This is a genomic window from Shinella sp. HY16 (genome assembly GCF_028534175.1).
GTDB lineage: Bacteria > Pseudomonadota > Alphaproteobacteria > Rhizobiales > Rhizobiaceae > Shinella.
On sequence record NZ_JAHYXL010000001.1, the window covers coordinates 1871060 to 1893377 of the forward strand.

Annotated in this window: 21 protein-coding genes; 7 read left to right on the forward strand and 14 right to left on the reverse strand. The window is 64.2% G+C overall.

Going from position 1 to position 22318, the window contains the following annotated elements:
- Positions 1–55: 55 nt before the first annotated feature.
- The 8 genes from lpdA to cckA all read right to left on the reverse strand — a co-directional run bounded on the left by lpdA (position 56) and on the right by cckA (position 9817).
- On the reverse strand, positions 56–1501 hold the full coding sequence (gene lpdA, locus K0P03_RS09525) for a dihydrolipoyl dehydrogenase (RefSeq protein WP_050743191.1): 1446 nt from the start codon (positions 1499–1501) through the stop codon (positions 56–58).
- A gap of 88 nt (positions 1502–1589) precedes the next feature.
- Positions 1590–1850 (reverse strand): YdcH family protein, encoded by a 261-nt coding sequence (locus K0P03_RS09530; protein ID WP_272789444.1) that lies wholly within the window; start codon positions 1848–1850, stop codon positions 1590–1592.
- Between the two features lie 66 nt (positions 1851–1916).
- On the reverse strand, positions 1917–2558 hold the full coding sequence (locus K0P03_RS09535; protein WP_023513283.1) for an SGNH/GDSL hydrolase family protein: 642 nt from the start codon (positions 2556–2558) through the stop codon (positions 1917–1919).
- 15 nt (positions 2559–2573) lie between these two features.
- On the reverse strand, positions 2574–3923 hold the full coding sequence (locus K0P03_RS09540; RefSeq protein ID WP_272789445.1) for a pyruvate dehydrogenase complex dihydrolipoamide acetyltransferase: 1350 nt from the start codon (positions 3921–3923) through the stop codon (positions 2574–2576).
- A gap of 15 nt (positions 3924–3938) precedes the next feature.
- Entirely contained in the window at positions 3939–5324 is a 1386-nt protein-coding gene (locus K0P03_RS09545) for a pyruvate dehydrogenase complex E1 component subunit beta (RefSeq protein ID WP_130515783.1), read from the reverse strand.
- A gap of 17 nt (positions 5325–5341) precedes the next feature.
- Positions 5342–6388 carry a pyruvate dehydrogenase (acetyl-transferring) E1 component subunit alpha gene (gene pdhA / locus K0P03_RS09550; RefSeq protein ID WP_023517283.1) on the reverse strand — a complete coding sequence of 349 codons (1047 nt, stop codon included), beginning with the start codon at positions 6386–6388 and terminating at the stop codon, positions 5342–5344.
- A 149-nt stretch (positions 6389–6537) separates the two neighbouring features.
- Complete coding sequence (locus tag K0P03_RS09555) at positions 6538–6846, reverse strand: FtsB family cell division protein (protein WP_023516821.1); 309 nt, start codon at positions 6844–6846, stop codon at positions 6538–6540.
- Between the two features lie 352 nt (positions 6847–7198).
- Positions 7199–9817, reverse strand: coding sequence for a cell cycle histidine kinase CckA (gene cckA / locus K0P03_RS09560; RefSeq protein WP_272789446.1), 2619 nt, complete (start codon positions 9815–9817; stop codon positions 7199–7201).
- Between the two features lie 313 nt (positions 9818–10130).
- On the opposite strand from cckA, the gene K0P03_RS09565 reads away from it, so the two are divergent.
- A complete protein-coding gene (locus K0P03_RS09565; protein ID WP_272789447.1) occupies positions 10131–11117 on the forward strand; it encodes a flagellar biosynthetic protein FliO in 987 nt (328 codons plus the stop codon).
- Positions 11118–11290: 173 nt separating this feature from the next.
- Here the strand turns inward: K0P03_RS09565 and dksA are convergent, their stop codons facing one another.
- Positions 11291–11710 carry an RNA polymerase-binding protein DksA gene (dksA, locus tag K0P03_RS09570; RefSeq protein ID WP_024271077.1) on the reverse strand — a complete coding sequence of 140 codons (420 nt, stop codon included), beginning with the start codon at positions 11708–11710 and terminating at the stop codon, positions 11291–11293.
- Between the two features lie 362 nt (positions 11711–12072).
- Between dksA and K0P03_RS09575 the strand changes: the two genes are divergently transcribed.
- The 5 genes from K0P03_RS09575 to K0P03_RS09595 all read left to right on the forward strand — a co-directional run bounded on the left by K0P03_RS09575 (position 12073) and on the right by K0P03_RS09595 (position 18081).
- Positions 12073–14043: a putative bifunctional diguanylate cyclase/phosphodiesterase gene (locus tag K0P03_RS09575; RefSeq protein ID WP_272789448.1), complete on the forward strand. Its 1971-nt coding sequence runs from the start codon at positions 12073–12075 to the stop codon at positions 14041–14043.
- A gap of 73 nt (positions 14044–14116) precedes the next feature.
- Complete coding sequence (locus K0P03_RS09580; protein ID WP_023517022.1) at positions 14117–14641, forward strand: SixA phosphatase family protein; 525 nt, start codon at positions 14117–14119, stop codon at positions 14639–14641.
- Between the two features lie 157 nt (positions 14642–14798).
- The gene (locus tag K0P03_RS09585; protein WP_272789449.1) at positions 14799–16274 is read left to right on the forward strand and encodes a YcjX family protein; all 1476 of its coding nucleotides are present in this window, start codon (positions 14799–14801) and stop codon (positions 16272–16274) included.
- A complete protein-coding gene (locus K0P03_RS09590; protein ID WP_272789450.1) occupies positions 16271–17332 on the forward strand; it encodes a YcjF family protein in 1062 nt (353 codons plus the stop codon). The genes K0P03_RS09585 and K0P03_RS09590 overlap by 4 nt, the downstream gene beginning before the upstream one ends.
- A 200-nt stretch (positions 17333–17532) precedes the next feature.
- Positions 17533–18081, forward strand: a complete 549-nt coding sequence (locus tag K0P03_RS09595) for a hypothetical protein (RefSeq protein WP_130515773.1) — start codon at positions 17533–17535, stop codon at positions 18079–18081.
- On the opposite strand, the gene folK is transcribed toward K0P03_RS09595, so the two are convergent.
- From folK to folP, 3 genes are read right to left on the reverse strand one after another with little or no spacing between them, the layout of a single operon-like run.
- Positions 18074–18592: a 2-amino-4-hydroxy-6-hydroxymethyldihydropteridine diphosphokinase gene (gene folK, locus K0P03_RS09600; protein WP_272789451.1), complete on the reverse strand. Its 519-nt coding sequence runs from the start codon at positions 18590–18592 to the stop codon at positions 18074–18076. The genes K0P03_RS09595 and folK overlap by 8 nt on opposite strands.
- Positions 18582–18950, reverse strand: coding sequence for a dihydroneopterin aldolase (gene folB / locus K0P03_RS09605; protein WP_023512200.1), 369 nt, complete (start codon positions 18948–18950; stop codon positions 18582–18584). The genes folK and folB overlap by 11 nt, the downstream gene beginning before the upstream one ends.
- A 27-nt stretch (positions 18951–18977) precedes the next feature.
- Complete coding sequence (gene folP / locus K0P03_RS09610; RefSeq protein WP_272789452.1) at positions 18978–19850, reverse strand: dihydropteroate synthase; 873 nt, start codon at positions 19848–19850, stop codon at positions 18978–18980.
- A gap of 214 nt (positions 19851–20064) precedes the next feature.
- On the opposite strand from folP, the gene K0P03_RS09615 reads away from it, so the two are divergent.
- Positions 20065–20676, forward strand: coding sequence for a DUF922 domain-containing Zn-dependent protease (locus K0P03_RS09615; RefSeq protein WP_443020539.1), 612 nt, complete (start codon positions 20065–20067; stop codon positions 20674–20676).
- A gap of 438 nt (positions 20677–21114) precedes the next feature.
- Here K0P03_RS09615 and K0P03_RS09620 read toward each other — a convergent pair whose 3' ends face one another.
- Complete coding sequence (locus tag K0P03_RS09620) at positions 21115–21435, reverse strand: 2Fe-2S iron-sulfur cluster-binding protein (protein WP_023512203.1); 321 nt, start codon at positions 21433–21435, stop codon at positions 21115–21117.
- 202 nt (positions 21436–21637) lie between these two features.
- Entirely contained in the window at positions 21638–22006 is a 369-nt protein-coding gene (locus K0P03_RS09625; protein ID WP_130515767.1) for an Hpt domain-containing protein, read from the reverse strand.
- Positions 22007–22318: the final 312 nt, after the last annotated feature.

Consider the following 22318-nt stretch of genomic DNA (forward strand, 5'->3'; position numbering starts at 1 on the left):
TTGCGGACCGGAAATTAGCGGGCCCGCCTCCATGTGGAGGCGGGCTTTAGCACGTTCAAGCGTTCAGTGCACGCCCATAGGCATCGAGCACGCTTTCCTTCAGCGTTTCCGAAATGGTCGGATGCGGGAAGATCGTGTGCATCAGTTCTTCCTCGGTCGTCTCCAGATTCATGGCGATGACGAAACCCTGGATGAGCTCGGTCACTTCCGCGCCGACGAGGTGCGCGCCGAGCAGTTCACCGGTCTTCTTGTCGAAGATCGTCTTGACGAGACCCTGGTCTTCGCCGAGCGCGATCGCCTTGCCGTTGGCGACGAAGGGGAAGCGGCCGACGCGGATGTCGCGACCCTGTTCCTTGGCCTTGGCTTCCGTCAGGCCGACCGAGGCGACCTGCGGATGGCAATAGGTGCAGCCCGGGATCTTCGACTTGTCCATCGGATGCACGTTCGGCAGGCCCGCGATCTTCTCGATGCAGATGACGGCCTCGTGCTCCGCCTTGTGGGCCAGCATCGGCGGACCGGCGACGTCGCCGATCGCGTAGATGCCCGGTACGTTCGTCTTGCCGTAACCGTCGATGGCGATGAAGCCGCGGTCGGTCTTCACGCCGACGGCTTCAAGGCCGATGTTTTCCACATTGGCCTGAACGCCGACGGCGGAGATCATCCGGTCGGCGGTGATCTTCTCGACCTTGCCGTCCTTCATCTCGACATGGGCGGTGATCGAGTTCGCACCCTTCTCCACCTTGGTGACCTTCGCCTCCAGATGGATCTTCATGCCCTGCTTTTCGAACTGCTTCTTGGCGAGTGCGGAGATTTCCGCATCCTCGACCGGCATCACCGTCTTCATCACCTCGACAACCGTCACATCGACGCCGAGCGTGCGGTAGAAGGAGGCGAATTCGATGCCGATGGCGCCCGAGCCCATGACGAGCAGCGACTTCGGCATCTCTTCCGGCTTCATCGCCTCGAAATAGGTCCAGATCAGCTTGCCATCCGGCTCGATGCCGGGCAGTGCGCGCGGACGCGCGCCAGTGGCGATGACGATATGCTTTGCGGTGTACGTACCTTCGGGAAGAACATTCTTCGGCAGCGGCGCCTGCGGCTGCTGGATCGCCTTCGTCGTCTTGGACACGACGATCTCGCCCGGCTTGGTGATCTTGGCTTCACCCCAGATGATATCGACCTTGTTCTTCTTCATCAGGAAGCCGACGCCGCCGTTCATGCGCTGGGCGATGCCGCGCGAGCGGGCAACGATCGCCTTCAGGTCCGGCGTCACCGAGCCTTCGATCTTGATGCCGTAGTCGCCCGGATGCTGGGCGTAGTGGAATATCTCGGCCGAGCGCAGCAGCGCCTTGGTGGGAATGCAGCCCCAGTTGGAGCAGATGCCGGCGAGATGCTCGCGCTCGACGATGGCCGTCTTCAGGCCCAATTGCGCCGCGCGGATCGCGGCGATGTAGCCGCCCGGACCCGAACCGATAACGATGACGTCGTAGGCATTCGACATGAGCGCTTCCACTCCTCTGTTGTTCTTCTGCGCCACAGTCGGCCAACCGCCGCCACGGCCTTGACGAGAAGCGGAAGCACTCCGCCCCTCAGGGAAGCTGCTCGACCTTTTCCGGCCGCATCAGCATCCCGTAGATTTCATCCTTGAGCCGCATCCTCTCCTTCCGCATGTCGGCCATGTGGAAGTCGGCGACGGGCTCGATATCCGTCTCGGCGCGGTGGATCGCGAGATTCACCGCTTGATACTCCTCGGAAATCCGGTGGAAATGACCATCGACCTCGCGCAGGTGGCGGATCTTGGTCAGGTGCTCCGGAAATTCCTCTGCCAGCTGGTGCGGGGTATTCGGCATGTCCATCTCCTTCTTCTGATGATGGTGCCAGCCTAGCGCGCCCTCGCCTTCACTCCTTGATCCCGATCAAAGCCCGAGCATCATGCGCACGACCGGCTCGAGACCCTTGCCGATCGCCCGCGTGTTCTTCGCATCGAGATGCACGCCGTCGAGCGGCGTGGTCTCGGCCACCGCGCCCGCATCGAAGAAGCCGCAGCCGGCTTCGTCCGCCAGGTCCGCATAGAGCGTCGCCAGCATCGCCGATTGTTCCACGCCGCCGGCGAACATCGCCGCAAAGGCGGTGTTCGCGGTTTCGCACAGCGGCGGCGGGGAGACGATCAGCACCTCCGGCCCCTCCTGGTCACCGAACGACCAGGCATGGTGGCGCACGAGCGACACCAGCCGCTCCATGCCCTGCACGGCGCCAAAGGCGGTGCCGCAAACGACCGGCTTCATGTCATTGGCGCCGAGCAACAGGATGACGAGGTCGATCGGATCGTGGCTGTGCAGGATGGTCGGTAGGATGCGCGCGCCGTTGCGGTCGCAGTCCGCCATGTGGTCGTCATAGGCGGTGGTGCGGCCGTTGAGGCCCTCCGCGATCACGGTGACACCCGGTCCGAGGGCCTTGGCGAGCACGCTCGGCCAGCGATCCTCGAAGGCGTGCCGGTCGAGCGTTTCCGCTTTGTAACCCCAGGTCAGGCTGTCGCCGTAGCAGAGAACCGTCTTCATGGCCGCACTCCGCTATCAGACGAGCATCCCCATCGGGCTCTCGATGTAGCGCTTGAAGGCGCCGAGCAGTTCGGCACCCAGCGCGCCATCGACGCAGCGGTGGTCGGTGGAGAGCGTGACCGTCATCGCGTTGACGATGACCATCTGGCCCTTCTTGACCACCACCCGCTCCGTGCCCGCGCCGACAGCCAGGATCGTCGCATGCGGCGGGTTGACGACGGCAGCGAAGTTCGAGACGCCCATCATGCCCATGTTGGAGACCGCGGTCGTGCCGCCCTGGTATTCCTCGGGCTTCAGCTTGCGTTCCTTGGCCCGCTTGCCGAGGTCCTTCATCTCGTTGGAGATGGCCGACAGGCTCTTCAACTCCGCCTTGCGGATGATCGGCGTGATCAGGCCGCCCGGGATGGAAACGGCGACGCCGACATCCGCGTGCTTGTGCTTGACCATGTTCGTGTCGGTCCAGGAGACGTTGGCATCCGGCACGTCGCGCAGGGCAAGCGCCATGGCCTTGATCACCATGTCGTTGACCGAGAGCTTGTAGGCCGGCTTGCCGTCCTTCTCCGGCGCGGAACCGTTGATCTGGGCGCGCAGCGCCAGCAGCGCATCGAGCTCGACGTCAACGGAGACGTAGAAGTGCGGGATCGTCTGCTTGGATTCCTGCAGGCGCTTGGCAATGGTCTTGCGCATGCCGTCATGCGGCACGAGCTCGTAGGAGCCCTGCTCGAACAGCTTGAGCACGGCCTCTTCCGACATGCCCTTGGGGGCCGCGGCGAGCGCTGTGGAGGCGGCGGCAGCCGGGGCTGCTGCAGCGGCGGCGGGCTTGGCACCGCCGGAGGCGATCGCCTTCTCGACATCGCTCTTCACCACGCGGCCGTGCGGGCCGGAGCCGGAGACCGACTTGATGTCGACGCCGGCATCCCTGGCGATACGCCGGGCGAGCGGCGAAGAGAAGAGGCCGTTGCCGACGAAATGACCGTTGCCGGCGCTGGCAGCGACGGGAGCCGGCGCGGCTGCGGCCGCGGGCTTCTCTGCTTCCTTCGGCGCTTCGGCCTTGGCCTCGGCAGGCTTGGCTTCCGCCTTCGGCGCGGAACCACCGCCGGCAGCGGCTGCCGACACATCTTCACCGTCGGCGGCAAGGATGGCGATCAGGCTGTTGACCTTGACGCCTTCAGTACCGGCGGGCACGACGATCTTGGCGACAACGCCCTCGTCGACGGCTTCGACTTCCATCGTCGCCTTGTCGGTCTCGATCTCGGCGATGACGTCACCGGATTTCACGGTGTCGCCTTCCTTGACCAGCCACTTGGCGAGGTTGCCCTCTTCCATGGTGGGCGAGAGGGCGGGCATCGTAATGTTGATCGGCATTTCGGCGCCCTCCCCTTATTTGTAGCAGACGGTTTTGACCGCCTGGACGACTTCGCCGACATTCGGCAGCGCCAGCTTTTCGAGGTTCGCGGCGTAGGGCATCGGAACGTCCTTGCCGGCAATCGTCAGGATCGGCGCATCGAGATAGTCGAAGGCCTGCTGCATGACGCGGGTCGCGATCTCGGTGCCGACGGAGGACTGCGGATAGCCCTCTTCGACGACGACGAGGCGGCCCGTCTTCTTGACGGATTCGATGACCGTCGGCAGATCCATCGGGCGGATGGTGCGAAGGTCGATCAGCTCGACGTCGATGCCGTCCTTCTCCAGTTCCGCAATCGCCTTCAGCGCGTAGGTCATGCCGATGCCGAAGGAGACGACGGTGACGTCGTTGCCCTTCTTGTGCACGCGCGCCTTGCCGATCGGCAACACGAAATCGTCCATCTTCGGCACATCGAAGCTCTGGCCGTAGAGGATTTCGTTTTCGAGGAAGATGACCGGGTTCGGGTCGCGGATGGCCGCCTTCAGGAGACCCTTCGCGTCGGCCGCCGTATAGGGCATGACCACCTTGAGGCCCGGAATGTGGCTGTACCAGGCGGCATAGCACTGCGAGTGCTGGGCCGCGACGCGCGCTGCAGCGCCATTCGGGCCGCGGAAGACGATCGGCGCGCCCATCTGGCCGCCGGACATGTAGAGCGTCTTGGCCGCGGAGTTGATGATCTGGTCGATCGCCTGCATGGCGAAGTTGAAGGTCATGAACTCGACGATCGGCTTCAGGCCGGTCATCGCCGCACCGACGCCGACGCCGGCAAAACCATGCTCGGTGATCGGGGTGTCGATAACGCGGCGGGCGCCGAATTCCTGCAGCAGGCCCTGCGTGATCTTGTAGGCACCCTGGTATTCGGCGACTTCCTCGCCCATGACGAAGACGTCGTCGTCGCGGCGCATCTCTTCCGCCATGGCGTCGCGCAGCGCTTCGCGCACCGTCGTCGCCACCATTTCGGTGCCGGCCGGAATATCCGGATCGGCGGCAACTTCGCCCTTCGGCTGCGCCGGAACGGGCGCGGCAGCGGCGGCAGGTGCCGGCTCGACGGCCTTCGGCGCCTCGGCTTCAGCGGGCTTGGCGGCTGCCTTCGGCGCGGCGACCGCGTCGGCGCTCTCGCCGTCCTGCAGCAGCACGGCGATCGCCGTGTTCACCTTGACGCCCTCGGTGCCGGCGGCGATCAGGATCTTGCCGATCACGCCTTCATCGACGGCCTCGACTTCCATCGTCGCCTTGTCGGTTTCGATTTCGGCAATCACGTCGCCGGACTTGACGGTGTCACCCTCGTTCTTCACCCATTTGGAGAGCGTGCCCTCCTCCATGGTCGGAGACAGGGCGGGCATGAGAATCTCGATTGGCATTGGTGTCCCTCCCCGGATTACAGCAGGATGTCGGTGTAGAGTTCGGATGCATCCGGCTCCGGATCGGCCTGCGCGAAATCGGCGCTGTCGGCGACGATGTCACGAACGTCCTTGTCGATCTGCTTGAGATCGTCCTCGCTTGCCCACTTGTTTTCCAGAAGGCGGGCGCGCACCTGCTCGATCGGGTCGTGCTCGGAACGCATCTTCTGCACTTCGTCCTTCGAACGGTACTTCGCCGGGTCGGACATCGAGTGACCGCGATAGCGGTAGGTCTGCATCTCGAGGATGACCGGCCCCTTGCCCGAGCGGCAATGTTCGACGGCTTCGTCGGCGGCGGCCTTCACGGCACGTACATCCATGCCATCCACCTGGTAACCGGGGATGTTGAAGGATGCGCCGCGATGCGAGAAATCGGTCTGGGCGGAGGCGCGCGAAACGGACGTGCCCATGGCGTAGCGGTTGTTCTCGATCACGTAGACGACCGGCAGCTTCCAGAGAGCGGCCATGTTGAAGCTCTCGTAGACCTGGCCCTGGTTGGCAGCGCCGTCGCCGAAATAGGCGAGCGAGACATTGTCGTTGCCGCGGTATCGGTTGGCGAAGGCAAGGCCCGTGCCGAGCGAAACCTGCCCGCCGACGATGCCGTGGCCGCCGTAAAAGTTCTTTTCCTTGGAGAACATGTGCATGGAGCCGCCCTTGCCCTTGGAAAGGCCGCCGCGACGTCCGGTCAGTTCCGCCATCACGCCGCGCGGGCTCATGCCGCAGGCGAGCATGTGGCCGTGGTCACGATAACCCGTGATGACCTGGTCACCTTCCTTCAGCGCCAGCTGCATGCCGACGACGACCGCTTCCTGGCCAATATAGAGGTGACAGAAGCCGCCGATGAAGCCCATGCCATAGAGCTGGCCAGCCTTTTCCTCGAAACGCCGGATGAGCAGCATTTCGCGATAGGCGTGAAGATCGTCTTCCTTGGAGAACTCGGCAATCGTGCCGCCGGTGAAGTCTTTCTTTGCAGGCTTTGCCGCGGTTTTGCGGCTGGACGTGGACGCGGTTTTACGCGGAGCCATTCGTTCCTCCCTATGTTTGCCTCTTGGAGGAAACCATAGGGGAGAAAGTCCGCCTCAGCAATGCCATAAATGCATGGCTTATATTCTTCGCAAGCCACTGATTAGTAAGGCATATTTACGATTAACCAGATTTCGGTTAATCGACTTCTTCAATGGAAAATAACGATTTCGTCGGCTCTGGACATATTGAGATAGGAGCGTGCTTTTTCGTCGAGCATGTCGCGCTCGAGCGAGCCATCGCTCATCAGGGCCACCTCTTTTTCCAGGATCTGACGCTGCCGCACGAGGACGTCCAGGCGCGCCTGACGCTCTACTCTCTGCCGTTCGAGCTCCTCCATCCCCCTGAGGCCGAAATCGCCATGGACGGAATGATAGCCGAAGTAGGAAAGGAATGCGACTGTAATCACCGGCAACGCCAGCCGGCCGAATTTCCGCTTCTTATGGTGTTTGGTCCACATGCACAGCAGTCCCGATACGCAATACGGGTACGACACTAGCGGCAAGCGGTTAACCGACCATTGACCATGATGGTTGGGCAAAGAAAAAACCGCATCTGCCGATGCCGCCCCGGTTTTTCCGTTGAAAGGCCGGTGCCGTCAGGAGCCGAGACAGGGCAATCGCATTTGGAAGGAAGCCGCTTCCTCATTCCCCTTCTCCCCACGGGGAGAAAGTGCCGGCGGGCGGATGAAGGTGATGGCAAGGGCGCAAATGATCCGTCCGCCCCCTCATCGACCCCTTCGGGCCACCTTCTCCCCACCGGGAGAAGGAAAGAAAGGCACTGTCGAATTCCCTATGCGATTGCCTGAAGGCTCAGGCGTCGAGCATTTCCCGCACGGCCTCGGCAAGCTGCTTCAGAGAGAACGGCTTCGGCAGGAAGCCGAACTTGGCGTCCGCCGGCAGGTTGCGGGCAAAGGCGTCCTCGGCATAGCCCGAGACGAAGATGAACTTGAGGTCCGGATAGGTTTTCCGCAGCTCGCGCAGCAGCGACGGACCATCCATCTCGGGCATGACCACGTCGGAGACGACGATGTCGACGGCACCGTTCAGCTCTTCCATGATGTCCAGCGCCTCGACACCGGACCCGGCCTCGTGGACGGTGTAGCCGCGGGTCTCCAGCATGCGCTTGCCGCCGCGCCGCACCGCTTCCTCGTCCTCGACGAGTAGCACCACGGCTGAACCGCCGGTAAGGTCGCGCGGCTCCTTGTCCGCTTCCCGCGCGGCCACGGCCGTCGATTGACCGCCAGCCTGCGACAGTGCCTGCACCGCGCCCGCCGCTTCCGCCGGCACCACCTCTTCGATATGGCGCGGCATGAGGATGCGGAAGGTCGTGCCACTGCCGACTTCGGAATCGAGATAAATATAGCCGCCGGACTGCTTGACGATGCCATAGACCATCGAAAGGCCCAGCCCTGTGCCCTTGCCGACTTCCTTGGTGGTGAAGAAGGGCTCGAAGATCTTGTCGATGATTTCGGGCGGGATGCCGGTGCCCTGGTCGGCCACGTCCACTTCCACATAGTCGCCCGGCGGCAGATCGCGCAGGTTCCGTGCCGCCGCCTCGTCAGCCTCCACATTGCGGGTGCGGAAGGTGATGGTGCCGCCCTCCGGCATGGCATCGCGCGCATTGACCGCAAGGTTGATCAGCACCTGCTCGAACTGGCCGAGATCGGTCTTCACCGACCAGAGGTCGCGGCCATATTCGACATCGATCTTGACGTTGGTGCCGGTCATGCGATCGACGAGCATGCGCAGGTCACCGATGACGTCGGTGAGGTTGAGCACGGTCGGGCGCATCGTCTGCTTGCGCGAGAAGGCAAGCAGCTGGCGCACCAGCACCGCCGCCCGGTTGGCGTTGCGCTTGATCTCCATGAGATCGGCAAAGCTTGCATCGGACGGGCGCGCGGACAGAAGCAGGTGGTCGGAGGAAAGCAGGATCGCCGTCAGCACGTTGTTGAAGTCGTGCGCGATGCCGCCGGCGAGCGTGCCGACCGCATTCATCTTCTGCGTCTGGGCCATCTGCGTCTCGAGCGCCTTCTGCTCGGTGATCTCGACGGCATAGACGATGGCCGCCTCCTCCGGCGCCTCGTCGCTCTGGTCGATGACGGCGTTCACATAGAAGCGGAAATGCCGGCCGTCGTCGGCCGGATGCAGCGAGTCGATCGGCGCGATGTCGCCCTGCCGGTCCTTCGCCGCATCGAGCGCCGATTGCAGGCGCAAGCGGTCCGTCTCGTGCACGATGGTCTCGAGCTTGGCGCCGCGGTCGATATCGTCGCGCGAGACGACGCCCGAGAACAGCTTCAGGAATGGCGCGTTGGTGCGCAGGATCCGGCCGCCGCCATCGACCGAGGCGATGGCCATCGGCGTGTTGTTGAAGAAGCGCGTGAAGCGCATGGAGGCAATCGAGGCGGACTGATCGTTCGCGCTGCCCTCCTCGCGCGCAAGAACGATGGTGCGGCTTTCGCCAGGCGCCCCGTCGCGCGTCGTGGAAACGCGGTGCACGATGCGCACCGGAAGGCTCTGGCCGTTCGTCTTGCGCAGGTCGAGATCGAGCAATTCGGTGCGCTTCAGGCCAGGCTCGGCCTGCACGGACTGGATAAGCGCCAGCCCCTCGCCCGCCACCATCTCGGCGATCGACAGCGAGCCGGGATGGAACTTCGCAAGATCGATGCCGAGCCATTCGGCAAGCGTCGCGTTCAGGTAGACGATCTCGCCCTTGCGGCCCGCGGAGAAGAAACCGGCTGGTGCATGGTCCAGATAGTCGATGGCGTTCTGCAATTCCTTGAAGAAGCGCTCCTGGTCGTCCCGCTCGGAGGTGATGTTGGAAATCTGCCAGATATAGAGCGGTTGCTTCGGCTTGTCGCGGTTCGGCAGGATACGCGCCTTGAGGCGATACCACTGTGCGCCCGAGCCGCCGGAGCCGGCCGGGTTGAGCGGCTTCTGGACGCGGAACTCCTCGGCGCCTTCCTTGCCTTCGTGCAGGCCGTTGGTCAGGCGATAGACGGCTTCGGTCGCGTCGCGATTGCGCGACAGCAGGGTCTCGAGCGTCTGCACCTCGGCAGCGCCGTTCGCCCCCGTCAACGCGCCATAGGCCGCATTGGCGTAGACGATGCGGCCCTTGCGGTCGGTGACGACCGTGCCATCGGGATGCGCATCGAGAAAGGCGCGTGCCAGATCATCCGAGCGCGCTGCCTGCGGCATGACCTCGATGAAGCCGATCAGCGCGGAAACGACGAAGAAGATGCCGGCCATGGCGAGAACGCCGAGAACCCCGAGCACGAGCTCGTTGTCGAGCTGGTTCTTGAAGACGATGAACGCCCCCGCCGAAGCCGCCAGCACGACCGCGAGCAGCACCACACGCAGCGCCACCGCCGGCCGCACGCCGCGGTCCACGATCGGCACATTATCCCCGTCCGGCCGCTTCATCGTCGTCATCAGTCCCTCGTCTGCAACAGTCCGGGTCTTGCGCTTGACCCGAACCCGATGCCAGAATCATGTTTATCCGCACGAGGGAAGCGCAAAAAGCCGTCGAGGGGAAGCAAGGCCGCGAATTCACAGGGAATATTCCCGGCTCAAACATCGCAATTTCCCTAACCTGCCATACTTACGCGACGATGACGACGGCAATCCGTGCTGGACAACCGGTATACCGCGCTTGTAGGACCCCGGGAAAAGCCGTCAAATGCAGCCAATCGGCCCGAAAGGCCGAACTGCTGGGCCAAAACTGCTGAGAAGGAGTGACCGCGCCATGTTCCAGGAGATTCTCGCAGAGAACGGCACGAAGTTCGTCATCGCCGCGGTGGTGGTGCTGCTCGGCCTTCTCTGCCTCGCGCTGGTGCTCTGGATCATCCGGGGCCGCCCCTCCTCGCCCTTCATCCGCGGCGGGCGCAACCGTGCGCCGCGCCTTGCCGTGCTTGATGCCGCGGCAATCGACACGCGCCGCCGCCTCGTGCTGATACGCCGGGACGACGTGGAACACCTCCTGATGATCGGCGGCCCGACCGACATCGTCATCGAGACGCGCATCGCCCTCCCCTCGGCTGACCATGCCCAGCCGACGGAAAAGACCAACCAGAGGACCGAGCGTACCGAGCCCGCGCCGGTGCTGCAGGAAACAGTGGCGAAGGCGGCCGAACCCGCGATCGCCGCCCGTGCCACCGCCTCGGCCGGTGCCGTCGCATCGGCCAACGGCACGGTGGAGCGCCGCCCGGCGGCAACGCCGGAGGGCGTCTCGGCGATGACCAGGGTGCTCTATGCCGGTGAGGACGACACCGCTCCCCGCACCACTCCGGCGCAGGCGGTCAGCCAGCCGGTCCAGACGACCCAGCAGGCGCAGACGGCCATGCAGCAGCGTACGCCGGAGCGCCGCATCGAGGACGTCCTCGAACAGAACCGCCAGCGCGTCCTGCCCCAGTCCACGGTAACGCACACGACACAGGCAACCGCCGGCCAGACGGTGCAGCGCCCGATGGCGACGCCGACGCTCGCCAAGCCGACGCCCCAACTTGCCGACAACCCGGCGCTGGTCAGCGAGTTCGAAAAGATCCTGGAGGCCGAAATGGCCAGCAGTGCCGCCGCCGGCACGACCGCTCACACAGCCGCCCAGCCGACGCTCAACCCGACGCAGACCGCCGCCACGATCGGTCATGGGCAGCCCGTCGCAAAGAGCCGCGAGGAAACCGAAGCGGAGATGGCGCGCCTGCTCGGTGAAATTGCCGCCAATCGCAAGGCGTAAGACAACCGATCCGAACCGCACAGAAAAAAGCCGCTGGAAACACGAGGTTTCCGGCGGCTTTAATTTTGGTCTTGCCAGCACCGAACAACACGAAACCTGCCGGCACCGGAAACATCCGGTGTTCGATTACCGCGAAGCCTGCCCTCGGACCTCCTCAGATCCGCAGGAAAGGTCTACTCGTCGCGATACACCTTCTCCCGACGCTCATGGCGCTCCTGCGCCTCGATCGAAAGCGTGGCGATCGGGCGGGCGTCGAGACGCTTGAGGCCGATCGGCTCGCCTGTTTCCTCGCAGTAACCGTAAGTGCCTTCGTCGAGACGTTGCAGCGCCGCATCGATCTTGGAGATCAGCTTGCGCTGGCGGTCACGTGCCCGAAGTTCGATGGCACGGTCGGTTTCCGAAGACGCCCGGTCCGCAAGATCCGGATGATTGGCGCTTTCTTCTGCCAGATGGTCGAGGGTTTCGCGCGCTTCGCGCAGGATGTCGTTTTTCCAGGCGTTCAGCTTTGCTCGAAAGTAAGCCCGCTGGTTTGCGTTCATGAATTCATCGCCCTCATCGAGGACGAAATTGCTAAGATCGATCTTCTCACTCAACGCGATTCTCCTGAAGAACATCTCAAGGCGCGCTGTATATCCCCACGGGTAACGTGTTTCAAGCCTGTAGAAACTTACCCACGGTTTTTCGCGTCTGCCTCTGTTTTGAACCTTGCCAGACTAATATTTCATCAAGATTACAACGGGATGGCAAAATCGGCCGCCAAACATCCCCGTCGCCTCGCCCAAAGGGCGCTCTATCGCCTGTCTGTCGCATCGTCCTGCACCAAATATAGGCACGCGATTGCCGATCCGGGATAAGGGTAGGACGATTTTCTTTCGCGAACCTGTAGCGCCCTGGATTCAGACTTATTTTAGCAACTCATGCTTTTCTCTTGCCGTAAGGGCAGGAGCACGCATTGATGTTCAGCAGGGCAAAGGCCATTCTTTCGATCGAATCCGGCAATCCGGAGCTCGTCCAGGCGCAGCTTGCCGCCTTTACCAAGCAGGTGCCGCTGCTCTACTTCATGCTGGTGACGAATACTGTCGCCATCACCGTCACCCATTTGGGCACCGCTCCCGTCTCTCTCACCCTCTACATTCCCTCCGCGCTCTATGCCATCAGCCTGTTCCGCCTCGTCCACTGGTGGTTCAGCCGCAACCGGCGCTACACCCATGCGGAGGCAGTCGGCCGGCTGCGCTCGACCTATCGCCTGACCGCACTGCTCGGCGCCGGCTTCTGCGCCTGGTCGCTGAGCCTCTATCCCTATGGTAACGCCTACCAGCAGTCCCATGTCGCCTTCTACATCGCCAACACGGTCGTCGGCTGCATCTTCTGCCTGATGCACCTGCGGGCGGCCGCGCTCGCGCTGACGGCCATCGTGCTCGGCCCGTTCACCATCTTCTTCGGCACTTCGGGCAATCCGGTCTTCACCGCGCTCGCTCTCAATGTCGCACTTGTCACCGTCGCCATGGTGTTCATTCTCTTCACCTACTACCGGGATTTCGGCGCCCTCATCCAGTCGCAGAAGGAGCTGGAGGCGCGCCAGGCGGAAACCCAACGCCTCAGCGACGAGAACCATCGCCTCGCCAATCTCGACAGCCTGACCAACCTGCCCAACCGCCGCCAGTTCCGTGCCGAGCTCGAAACGAGGATCGCACGGGCGGAGAAGAACCGCACGGGCCTCGCCCTCGGCCTTATCGACCTCGACGGCTTCAAGCCCGTCAACGACACCTTCGGCCACGGCATCGGCGACAAGCTGCTCGTCGAGGTCGGCGAACGGCTCCTCGCCTTTGCCGGCCAGGGTCTGTTCCCGGCCCGCCTCGGCGGCGACGAGTTCGGCATCATCTTCGAGGGCAAGGCCTGCGCAGAGCGGCTCCATGCGATCGGCGACGAAATCTGCGCGGCCCTTCAGGAACCCTATGTCTTCAACGGACAGACAGCACGCGTTTCCGGCTCGCTCGGCATCTCGATCCTCGGCGATGCCGGCACCACGGCCGACCGGCTCTTCGATCGCGCCGACTTTGCCCTTTATCTCGCCAAGCAGAATTTTCGCGGAACGACGGTCGTCTTCTCCGCCGAGCACGAGGCCGAGATCAACGAGCAGGGCCGCATCCAGCAGGCGCTGCGCGCCGCCGATTTCGAGAAGGAGATGTACCTCGTCTTCCAGCCCATGGTCGATGCGGACACGAACGGCATCTCCGCCTATGAGGCACTCGCCCGCTGGCAGAGCCCGACCCTCGGCAACGTGCCGCCCGGTATCTTCATCCGTGCAGCCGAGCGGGCCGGCATCATCGGCCGGCTGACGGAGATCCTGGTGCAGAAGGCGCTGGCGGCCACACAGAGCTGGCCGGATCACATCCGCCTCTCCGTCAACCTGTCGACCCGCGACGTCGTCTCCAACAAGACCGTCGATGCCCTGCTCGAGATCATCGCGCAAAGCGGCGTCGACCCGGCCCGCCTCGACATCGAGGTGACGGAGACGGCCGTCATGCGCAACTTCACGCTTGCCGCCGACAACATCCGCCGTTTCGCCGAGCGCGGCATCGGCATTGCGCTCGACGATTTCGGCACGGGCCATTCGAGCCTCAACTACGTGCACAAACTGCCGCTCACCAAGATCAAGATCGACCGCAGCTTCATCGTCGATATCGCCACGAACGAACGCAGCCGCAGCATCGTCAAGACGATCGTCGACCTCTCCCGCAACGTCGGCTGCATCTGCGTTGTCGAAGGCATGGAGACCCATGAGCAGGTCGCTGCGCTGCGCGGCCTTGGCTGCCGCATGATGCAGGGCTACTACTTCGCACGGCCAGAGCGGCTGGAACACACGCTGGCCTACCAGGCGCCGTCAGACACGATCGTGAACGCGCCCGTGCGCAAAACCGGTTGATCTTTCCCGCAAGGACAGACATGAAGTCGGAATGCGGCACGGATCGTTTGCCGCAGGCGGATGGAGGACACACTTGGCATCTCTCGGCACGCCGGCCTTCCGGCTCTACATCCTTCGTCACGCCCGCGCCGCCTGGGCCGAGCCCGGCCAGTCGGATTTCGACCGCGCCCTCGACGACGATGGCTTTGCCGAAGCCGAGGTGATCGCCGAGGAAGCCGCCGACCAGGGCTACAGGCCGGACCTCATCATCTCCTCCACCGCCGTCCGCTGCCGCCAGACCGCCGAGCCTTTCCATCGCTCGGTGAGCGAGGAGCTGACCATCGATTATGTCGATTCCCTTTATTCCGGCACGGTCGACACCTATGCCGAACTCGCCTTCGCGGACCGGCAGGAGACCGCCGTGATGATCGTCGGCCACAATCCGATGATCGAGGAGTTCTTCCACCGTCTCGTCGGCAAGGAGATCGCCGAGACCGCCGCCCCCTTCGGCTATCCGACAGCAGGCCTTGCCATCCTGGATTTCGACGAGCGCCCGACCGAAGACAACTATGCCGGCGCCTGCCTTGCCGGCTTCATGACACCGCGCCCGGCGCATTGAGGCGCAGCGCGATCCCTCGGGGCCGCCTCTTGATTTTCGGCATCGCGCTGGCGCAAAACCGCTGCAGATTCCTGCGTGACATGGTTTGCGTGAAAAGGCGGCCTCTTTTTCCGCCGGATTTCGTTTCCTATATCGCCTTCGATGCTGGAAAGAGACCTTGCCCCCTAGCCTGACCACCTTCACCGACGAAGCCCTGCTCGCGCTCGACGCGCTGACCGGCCGCGCCACCAACCTCGTCAACCCGTCGATCCGCCTCGGCGTGACGGGCCTGTCGCGCGCCGGCAAGACCGTCTTCATCTCCTCGCTCGTCCACAACCTGCTGAATGGCGGCCGCCTGCCGCTGTTCGAGGCAGGGCGCTCGGGACGTGTGTCAAAAATCCGGCTGGAGCCACAGCCGGACGACGCCGTGCCGCGCTTCCAGTACGAGGACCATATCCGAGCGCTGGTCGCCGATCGCCTCTGGCCAGATTCGACCCGGGCCATCTCGCAGCTTCGTCTGACACTCGATTATGAAAGCGCCTCCGGCTGGGGTCGCCTGCTGTCACCCGGAAAACTGTCGATCGACATCGTCGACTATCCCGGCGAATGGCTGCTCGACCTGCCGCTGCTCGCGCAGGATTTCCGCACCTTCAGCGCAAACACCGTGGCGCTCGCACAGTCCGGCATCCGCGCGGAGCTCGCGCGCGACTGGCTGGCGCTGTCGGCCACCATCGACCCGGCAGCTTCAGCCGAGGAAGCGACCGCACGCACGCTGGCAGAAGCCTTCACCGCCTATCTGAGGGCCTGCAAATCCGACGAACGTTCGCTCTCCACCCTGCCGCCCGGCCGTTTCCTGATGCCCGGCGACCTCGAAGGTTCGCCCGCCCTCACCTTTGCCCCCCTGCCGAACCTGCCGGAAGGCCGCCCGGACAGGGGATCGCTGCATGCCATGATGGAGCGCCGCTACGAGGCCTACAAGACGCATGTGGTGCGCCCGTTCTTCCGCGAACATTTTGCCCGGCTCGACCGGCAGATCGTGCTGATCGACGCCCTTCAGGCCATCAACCGCGGCGCCGAGGCCGTACACGACCTGGAGCGCGCGCTCGGCGACGTGCTCGATTGTTTCCGCGCCGGCACGAACAGCTTTCTGTCCTCCTTCGTGACACGCCGCATCGACCGCATCGTGATTGCCGCCACCAAGGCGGACCATCTGCACCACGAAAGCCATGCGCGGCTGGAGGCCGTCACTCGCCGCCTCGTCGAGCGCGCCATCGAGCGCATCGGCATGAGCGGCGCCGGCATCGAGGTGATGGCGCTCGCCTCCGTGCGCGCCACCCGCGAGGCGACCGTCAAGCACGATGGCGAGGACCTGCCGGTCATCGTCGGCGTGCCCATGGCCGGCGAGCGGATCAACGGCGAGATCTTCGACGGCGAACGAAAAACAGCTATATTTCCCGGGGACTTGCCGAAGGATCCGGATTCACTTTTCAAGGAACTTGAATCCGTTCCTGAAGGCGAGGCGCCGCATCTCCTGAACTTCGTGCGCTTCCGCCCGCCGCATATCGAGGAGACGGGCGGCGGCCTGAAACTGTCCGTGCCGCACATCCGCCTCGACCGCGCACTGCAATACCTGATCGGAGACCGGCTCGCATGAACGACCGTCCGCGCAAGCCCGCCGCCTTCGCTTTGCCCGCCGGCTCCCCGCAGCCATCCGAGCATGCAAAGCGCCGTGCGCCCGCCGCCTTCGACGACGCCGTCACGCTGACGCCGGATGCCGAGGATCCCTTCATCGCCACTACCGCCGACCTGCCGGATCTGGCACCGCCGGTCGCCACCCCGCGCAAGCGCCGCCTCACCCTCGGCCGCATAGCCCTCGGCGCGCTCGGCCTCCTCGTCTCGCTCGCCGTCGGGCTCTGGGTCGATTCGCTGATCCGCGATCTCTTCAGCCGCAACGACTGGCTCGGCTATCTCGCGATCGCCGCTGCCGCGATCGCGGTTCTCGCCGTCTTCGGCCTTGTCGCGCGCGAACTGATCGGCCTGCGCCGTCTCGCCGCCGTGCAGGACCTCAAGCACGACGTCGCCGAAGCCGCCCTGTCGCCAAGCCCGTCGGTCGGCCGCGCCATCCTCGCCCGCCTCGTGCATCTCGTGGCCGCCCGGCCGCAGACGGCGCGCGGGCGCGCGCGTCTCGCCGAGACCGAAGGCGAGATCATCGACGCGGCCCACCTCGTCGACCTTGCCGAACGCGAATTGATGGCGCCGCTCGACCGCGAGGCGCGTGCGCTGATCCTCGGCGCGGCCAAGCGGGTCTCCATCGTCACCGCCGTCAGCCCGCGGGCGCTGGTCGATCTCGGCTATGTCATTTACGAGAGCAGTCGGCTGGTGCGCGGCATGGCGGAACTGTACGGCGGCCGTCCCGGCAAGATCGGCATGCTGCGCCTGATGCGTGATGTCATCGCCCATCTCGCCGTTACCGGCTCTATTGCCATGGGCGATAGCCTGGTGCAGCAGGTGCTGGGCCACGGGCTTGCCTCGAAGCTTTCCGCCCGGCTCGGAGAAGGCGTCATCAACGGCCTGATGACGGCGCGAATCGGCATTGCCGCCATGGATCTCTGCCGGCCCATGCCCTTCCGCGCGCTGAAACGGCCCGGCATCGGCGATTTCATCGGCGACCTTACACCGAGCATGACGAACGGCCGGCGCGACGACGCCTGACCCCCGGCACCGTGCATCATTCGCGACGCGCAGGCGGGGTCCTGGAACTGTGGGCTCGTTGCAACACCCCGGTTTTCAGGGCCTGCATGACCGGTAAATGACGAAGGGCAAGACGCCCGGAAACCGTCCATTAACCATTTTCGCGCAAATCTCGTCGCACACAAGCAGGCCAGATGGCCGTCGCCCATCAAGGATCGTTCATGTACTCGCGCACCTCTTTGATCGCCCGCGTCTCCGTAGCGGCCTTCCTCGCAGCCACCGCCATCGCGCTTCCCGCCTCCGCCGGCTCGCGCGACAAGGCGTTCTTCGAGCAGGTCACCGGCAGCTGGCAGGGCAAGGGCGAGATCGTCGCCGGCAAGTACAAGGGCACCAAGTTCGCCTGCGACCTGACGGGCGACACCGCACCCGCCAAGGGCGCCGGCATCCAGCTCGAGGGCTTCTGCCGCGTCGGCGTCTTCAAGCAGCCGATGTCCGCGCTCATAACCAAGTCGGGCAGCACCTACAAGGGCAAGTTCCTCGACGGCGCTTCCGGCAAGGGCCTCGACATCACCTCCGGCCAGGTCAACGGCGACAAGGTGGTCGTCGGCATCAACCGCCAGAAGCTGAACGGCGCGATGATCGCGCGTCTCGAAGGCGACAACAAGATGAACATCACCATCTCGGTGAAGGTCGAGAACAAGATGGTGCCGGTCATCGGCGTCTCGCTCGACCGCAATCTCGACGACATCGCCGTCGGTTCGATCAAGTAACCTTCCACCATTCCGGGCCGACGCTCGCCGGCTCGATGCCCGCGACATCCGCATCCTCCAGCCAGGACCTCACCGTGCGCCCCCCGACCGCAAGGTCGGGCGCAACGTCGGCAAGCGGCATCAGCACGAAGCCGCGCCCCGTCATGCGCGGATGCGGCAGCTCCAGCCGCCCGCCGGATTGCACCACGCCCTCATAGGTCAGAACATCGATATCGATGGTGCGCGGACCCCAGCGCTCCTTGCGCTCGCGCTTCATGTCACGCTCGATAGCAAGGCAGGTGTCGAGCAGCGGCTCGGGCGCAAGCGTCGTCTCCACCAGCGCACAGGCATTGAAGAACCAGTCCTGGTCAGTCTTGCCCCAGGGCGGCGTGCGGTAGAGCCGCGAGACGGCCGTCACGCGGCAGTCCTCCCGCGCATCGAGCGCCTGCAACGCCTCGGCCATGGAGCGCACGGGATCGCCGATGTTGCCGCCAAGGCCGAGCGAAGCCCGGCGGAAAGGCTCAGACGGCATGATCGACCGTCACCTGCACATAATCCAGCACGCCGGGCACCGGCGCGTTCGGCTTGCGCACCGTAATGCGGGCACGGGAAATCTGCGGGAAGCGGGCACAGAGCACGGTGGCGATCTCCTGCGCCAGCGCCTCGATGAGATAGCGCCGCTGGCCTGTGACGATCTTCTCGATCTCCTGGAAGGCGACGCCGTAATCGACGGTCGATTCGATCGCGTCGTCGGAAAGCGGGCGCAGCGGCCGCACCTCCAGCTCCGCATCGACGAAGAACCGCTGGCCGAGGAATTCCTCGGCGTCGTGCAGGCCGTGGCGGGCGAAGAAGGCACAGTTCTTGAGCGTGATCGTGTAGGTGGTGGTCATGGTCTTTCCTGTCTGGCTGCCTGTCTGTCAGGCGCGCGCCTCGCGCGCCGTCACCTTGCGCCTTGCGTCAAGCATAGCATCCGCCATTGCCAGCGCATCCCTGTTGATTGCGACATCGTGCACCCTGAAGACCGCCGCACCGGCAGCCCGCAGCAGCGCGGTCGTGGCGGCAGTGCCGGCATCCCGGCCTTCCGCCTCGCGCCCCGTGACGGCGCCGACGAAGCGTTTGCGCGAGGTGCCGGCCAGGATGGGCAGTTCGAAACCGAAAAGCTCGCCGAAACGCGCCATCAGTTCGAGATTTTCCTCCGTATCCTTGGCAAAGCCAAAACCGGGATCGAGTACTATCGCGTCTCGCGCGACACCCGCCTCCCGGGCGATCTCCAGCGAGCGGCCGAGGAAGAGATACTGGTCCTCCACGACATCCGGCTGCTTCTTGCGGTCGCGGCCGGTATGCATGATGCACAGCCCCGCCCCGGTCGCGGCGGCAACGCCGGCAATGTCGGGTTCGCGCTGCAGGCCGTGCACGTCGTTGACGATATGCGCCCCGGCTGCAACGGCCAGCCGCGCCGTCTCGGCCCGGTAGGTATCGACCGAGATGATCGCGTCCGTCGTAGCTGCAAGCGCCTCGATAACGGGCAAAATACGGTCCTGCTCCTGCGCTGCCGACACGGAAGCCGCGCCCGGCCGGGTGGATTCGCCGCCGATATCGACGATCTCCGCCCCCTCTTCGAGACAGAGCATGGCCTGCGCCACCGCCTTGTCCGCGCTGTCGAAGCGACCGCCATCGGAAAAGGAATCCGGTGTAACATTGACGATCGCCATCAAAATGCCACGCGGGCCGAGCTCCAGGGAGCGCCCGTGGGCGAGCGCCCAGAGAAAGGGCTCGAATGGTGAAAACATGGCGGTTTTCCTCGCAGTTGGCGACAGCGCCTTGGAGATCTCCTAGACACCCTTAGCTTTAAATCAACGGATTTGACGCTAAGGCTATCGAGCGGCATCCCGGATAGGGTGTTGCGCTCGCCGAGCCTATGCCCCAAGCTTGGGGGAAGTTCAACCGGCGCTTTCGGCCGGTCTCCACACCGGATGTCCCGGTGGCGAAAGGAATGCTGACTGAATGACGACCATCGCTCGCCTGATGGCCCTTGCCGCCCTCGCCTGCCTCGCGTCCCAGCCCGCCCGCGCCGAGACCATCACCTCGAAGACCTTCGCCTATTTCTCCGTCGGCGGACGCACCGCGGCCGAACTCGACGAGGAACTGTCGAAGCGCGGTCCGATGATGAAACACAGCGGATCGCGCCATCCCGGCGCCACCCGCATCAAGTGGGGCGGCTCGATCACCTATGTGCGCCGCGGCAGCCGCTGCGCGGTCGGCGAGGCGCGGGTAACACTCTCCACGGAGATCATCCTGCCGCGCTGGAAGCACCGCAAGCGTGCCACCCCGTCGCTCGCGCTGATCTGGGATACGCTTTCGAGCGACATCAAGCGCCACGAGGAACGCCACGCCGAAATCGCCCGCACTCATGCCCGCAGCCTGGAGCGCACGCTGAAAGCCCTGCGGCCCGAGGCCGACTGCGAACGCATGCAGGCGCGGGTCGATCGGGTGACGGCGGATGCCGTAACGAAACACGACGCCGACCAGGCCCGTTTCGACCGCATCGAATCGAAGAACTTCAACGACCGCATGATGCGCCTTCTGGTGCACCGGCTGAAGAACCGCGCCGAGTAAAGGCGCACCGCGCCGGCAGGTATATCTGGAAGGAGTTTTAATGGAACGGGACCGGGCCAAGGCACGGAGGCGTTTCCATGCATGAAATGACTGGTTAGTTTTAGCGATAGCGCAATTCCACAAATCGCCGTATGTTTATATCAACAGTGAACGGGAAGACGACTTTCCTTCCCGAAGTTGCATGAAGCGGTTTGTAACAGGTTCTCCTGGCGCGTCCTTATCAAAGCAGCAGGTGTCTCCTCCCTCTCCTGCCTGCGATGCGCCCTCCTGGCCTCGCTCGTCCTGACCGACCGGCGAGGCTCTTTTTTTGCCCTTCTATTCTTGCAGGCGAGCAGAACCCGGCGATCTCTTCTTCACGCGCAAAGAAGAGGCGACAAGAGGCCGGCCGAAACCAAATCGGCTTCGGCCGGTACTTCCGACAATCTGAAGGAAAAGATGTCAGGCCTGGCGTTCGGGAACGTGGACCACGAGCCCGTCAAGCGCATCCGACATCTTGATCTGACAGGAGAGCCGCGAGGTGGGGCGCACCTCGTAGGCGAAGTCCAGCATGTCCTCTTCCATCGCTTCCGGCGGGCCGACGGTCGCGCTCCAGGCATCGTCGACATAGACGTGACAGGTCGCGCAGGCGCAGGCGCCGCCGCACTCGGCCTCGATGCCGGGCACGGAGTTGCGCACGGCGTTTTCCATGACCGTGGAGCCGTTGGCGACATCCAGTTCGTGGCGCGTGCCGTCAAAGGCGACGATGGTGAGTTTGCTCATGATGGCTTCCGGATCCTCAAGACTGCCCGGGCGGGCGAACGAACGGCCGGCGGAAGGATGGTCGAACGCGCCGGTTTTCCGCGGACGTTTCCAACAAAACCCCTCCCCAGTCAACATCGCGCGCCCGGCAGGATCCGGATGGTCCGGGCGCGGCATCGGCTTTTCCCGCCGCGCCAGGGAAGACACGGCAGGTCTGCGCCGTTCAGCGGCAGAGTTTCAGGATGAAGTTTTCCGCCTCGACCACGGCGGCGGCAACGCCGGCAAGCGCGATTGCGTCGGCCGGATTGTCCTCGAGCGCAGCGGCCGCCTTGCCGACGGCGGTGGCGCCGACGGACTGTGCGGAGCCCTTGAGGCGATGAGCGACGGCAGCGCGGGCGGCGCCCTCCAGGCTCGCGAGGTCCTTCATGCTCGCGCGCGCCTGCCGCGCGAACATCTGCAGCACTTCCAGCTCCAGCCCCTTGTCACCCATGGTCTGGCGGGCAAGGTGTACCAGATCGATCGGCTTTTCCCCGGAATGGGACATGCCGCCTGCATTGTCCGGCGCCTCGAATGCAATGTTGAGCGCTGCCATTTGCCAATATCCTTATAGACGCGATGTACGCATGTTTCTTTGTGGTGCACGCAGGTGTCGATGCGGCACGGGTGTTTCCGTCGTTCCGCACAGGGACATGGGACGTTCATTCTGCGCGGCCGGCGCGCCTATCCGATTAAAAGACGGCGCAAAATGGGCATGAATCGCGAACTATGGTTAACGGCTGAAAAATAGCCATTTTCGCAGGTTTTCCATCGCGATACAGAATCGCCCGATATTAACTTCCTGTTAAGTTTCGGACGAAGGGAGATGGCAATGAATTGTGTGATACAGGCTAATGTGTCACTACGA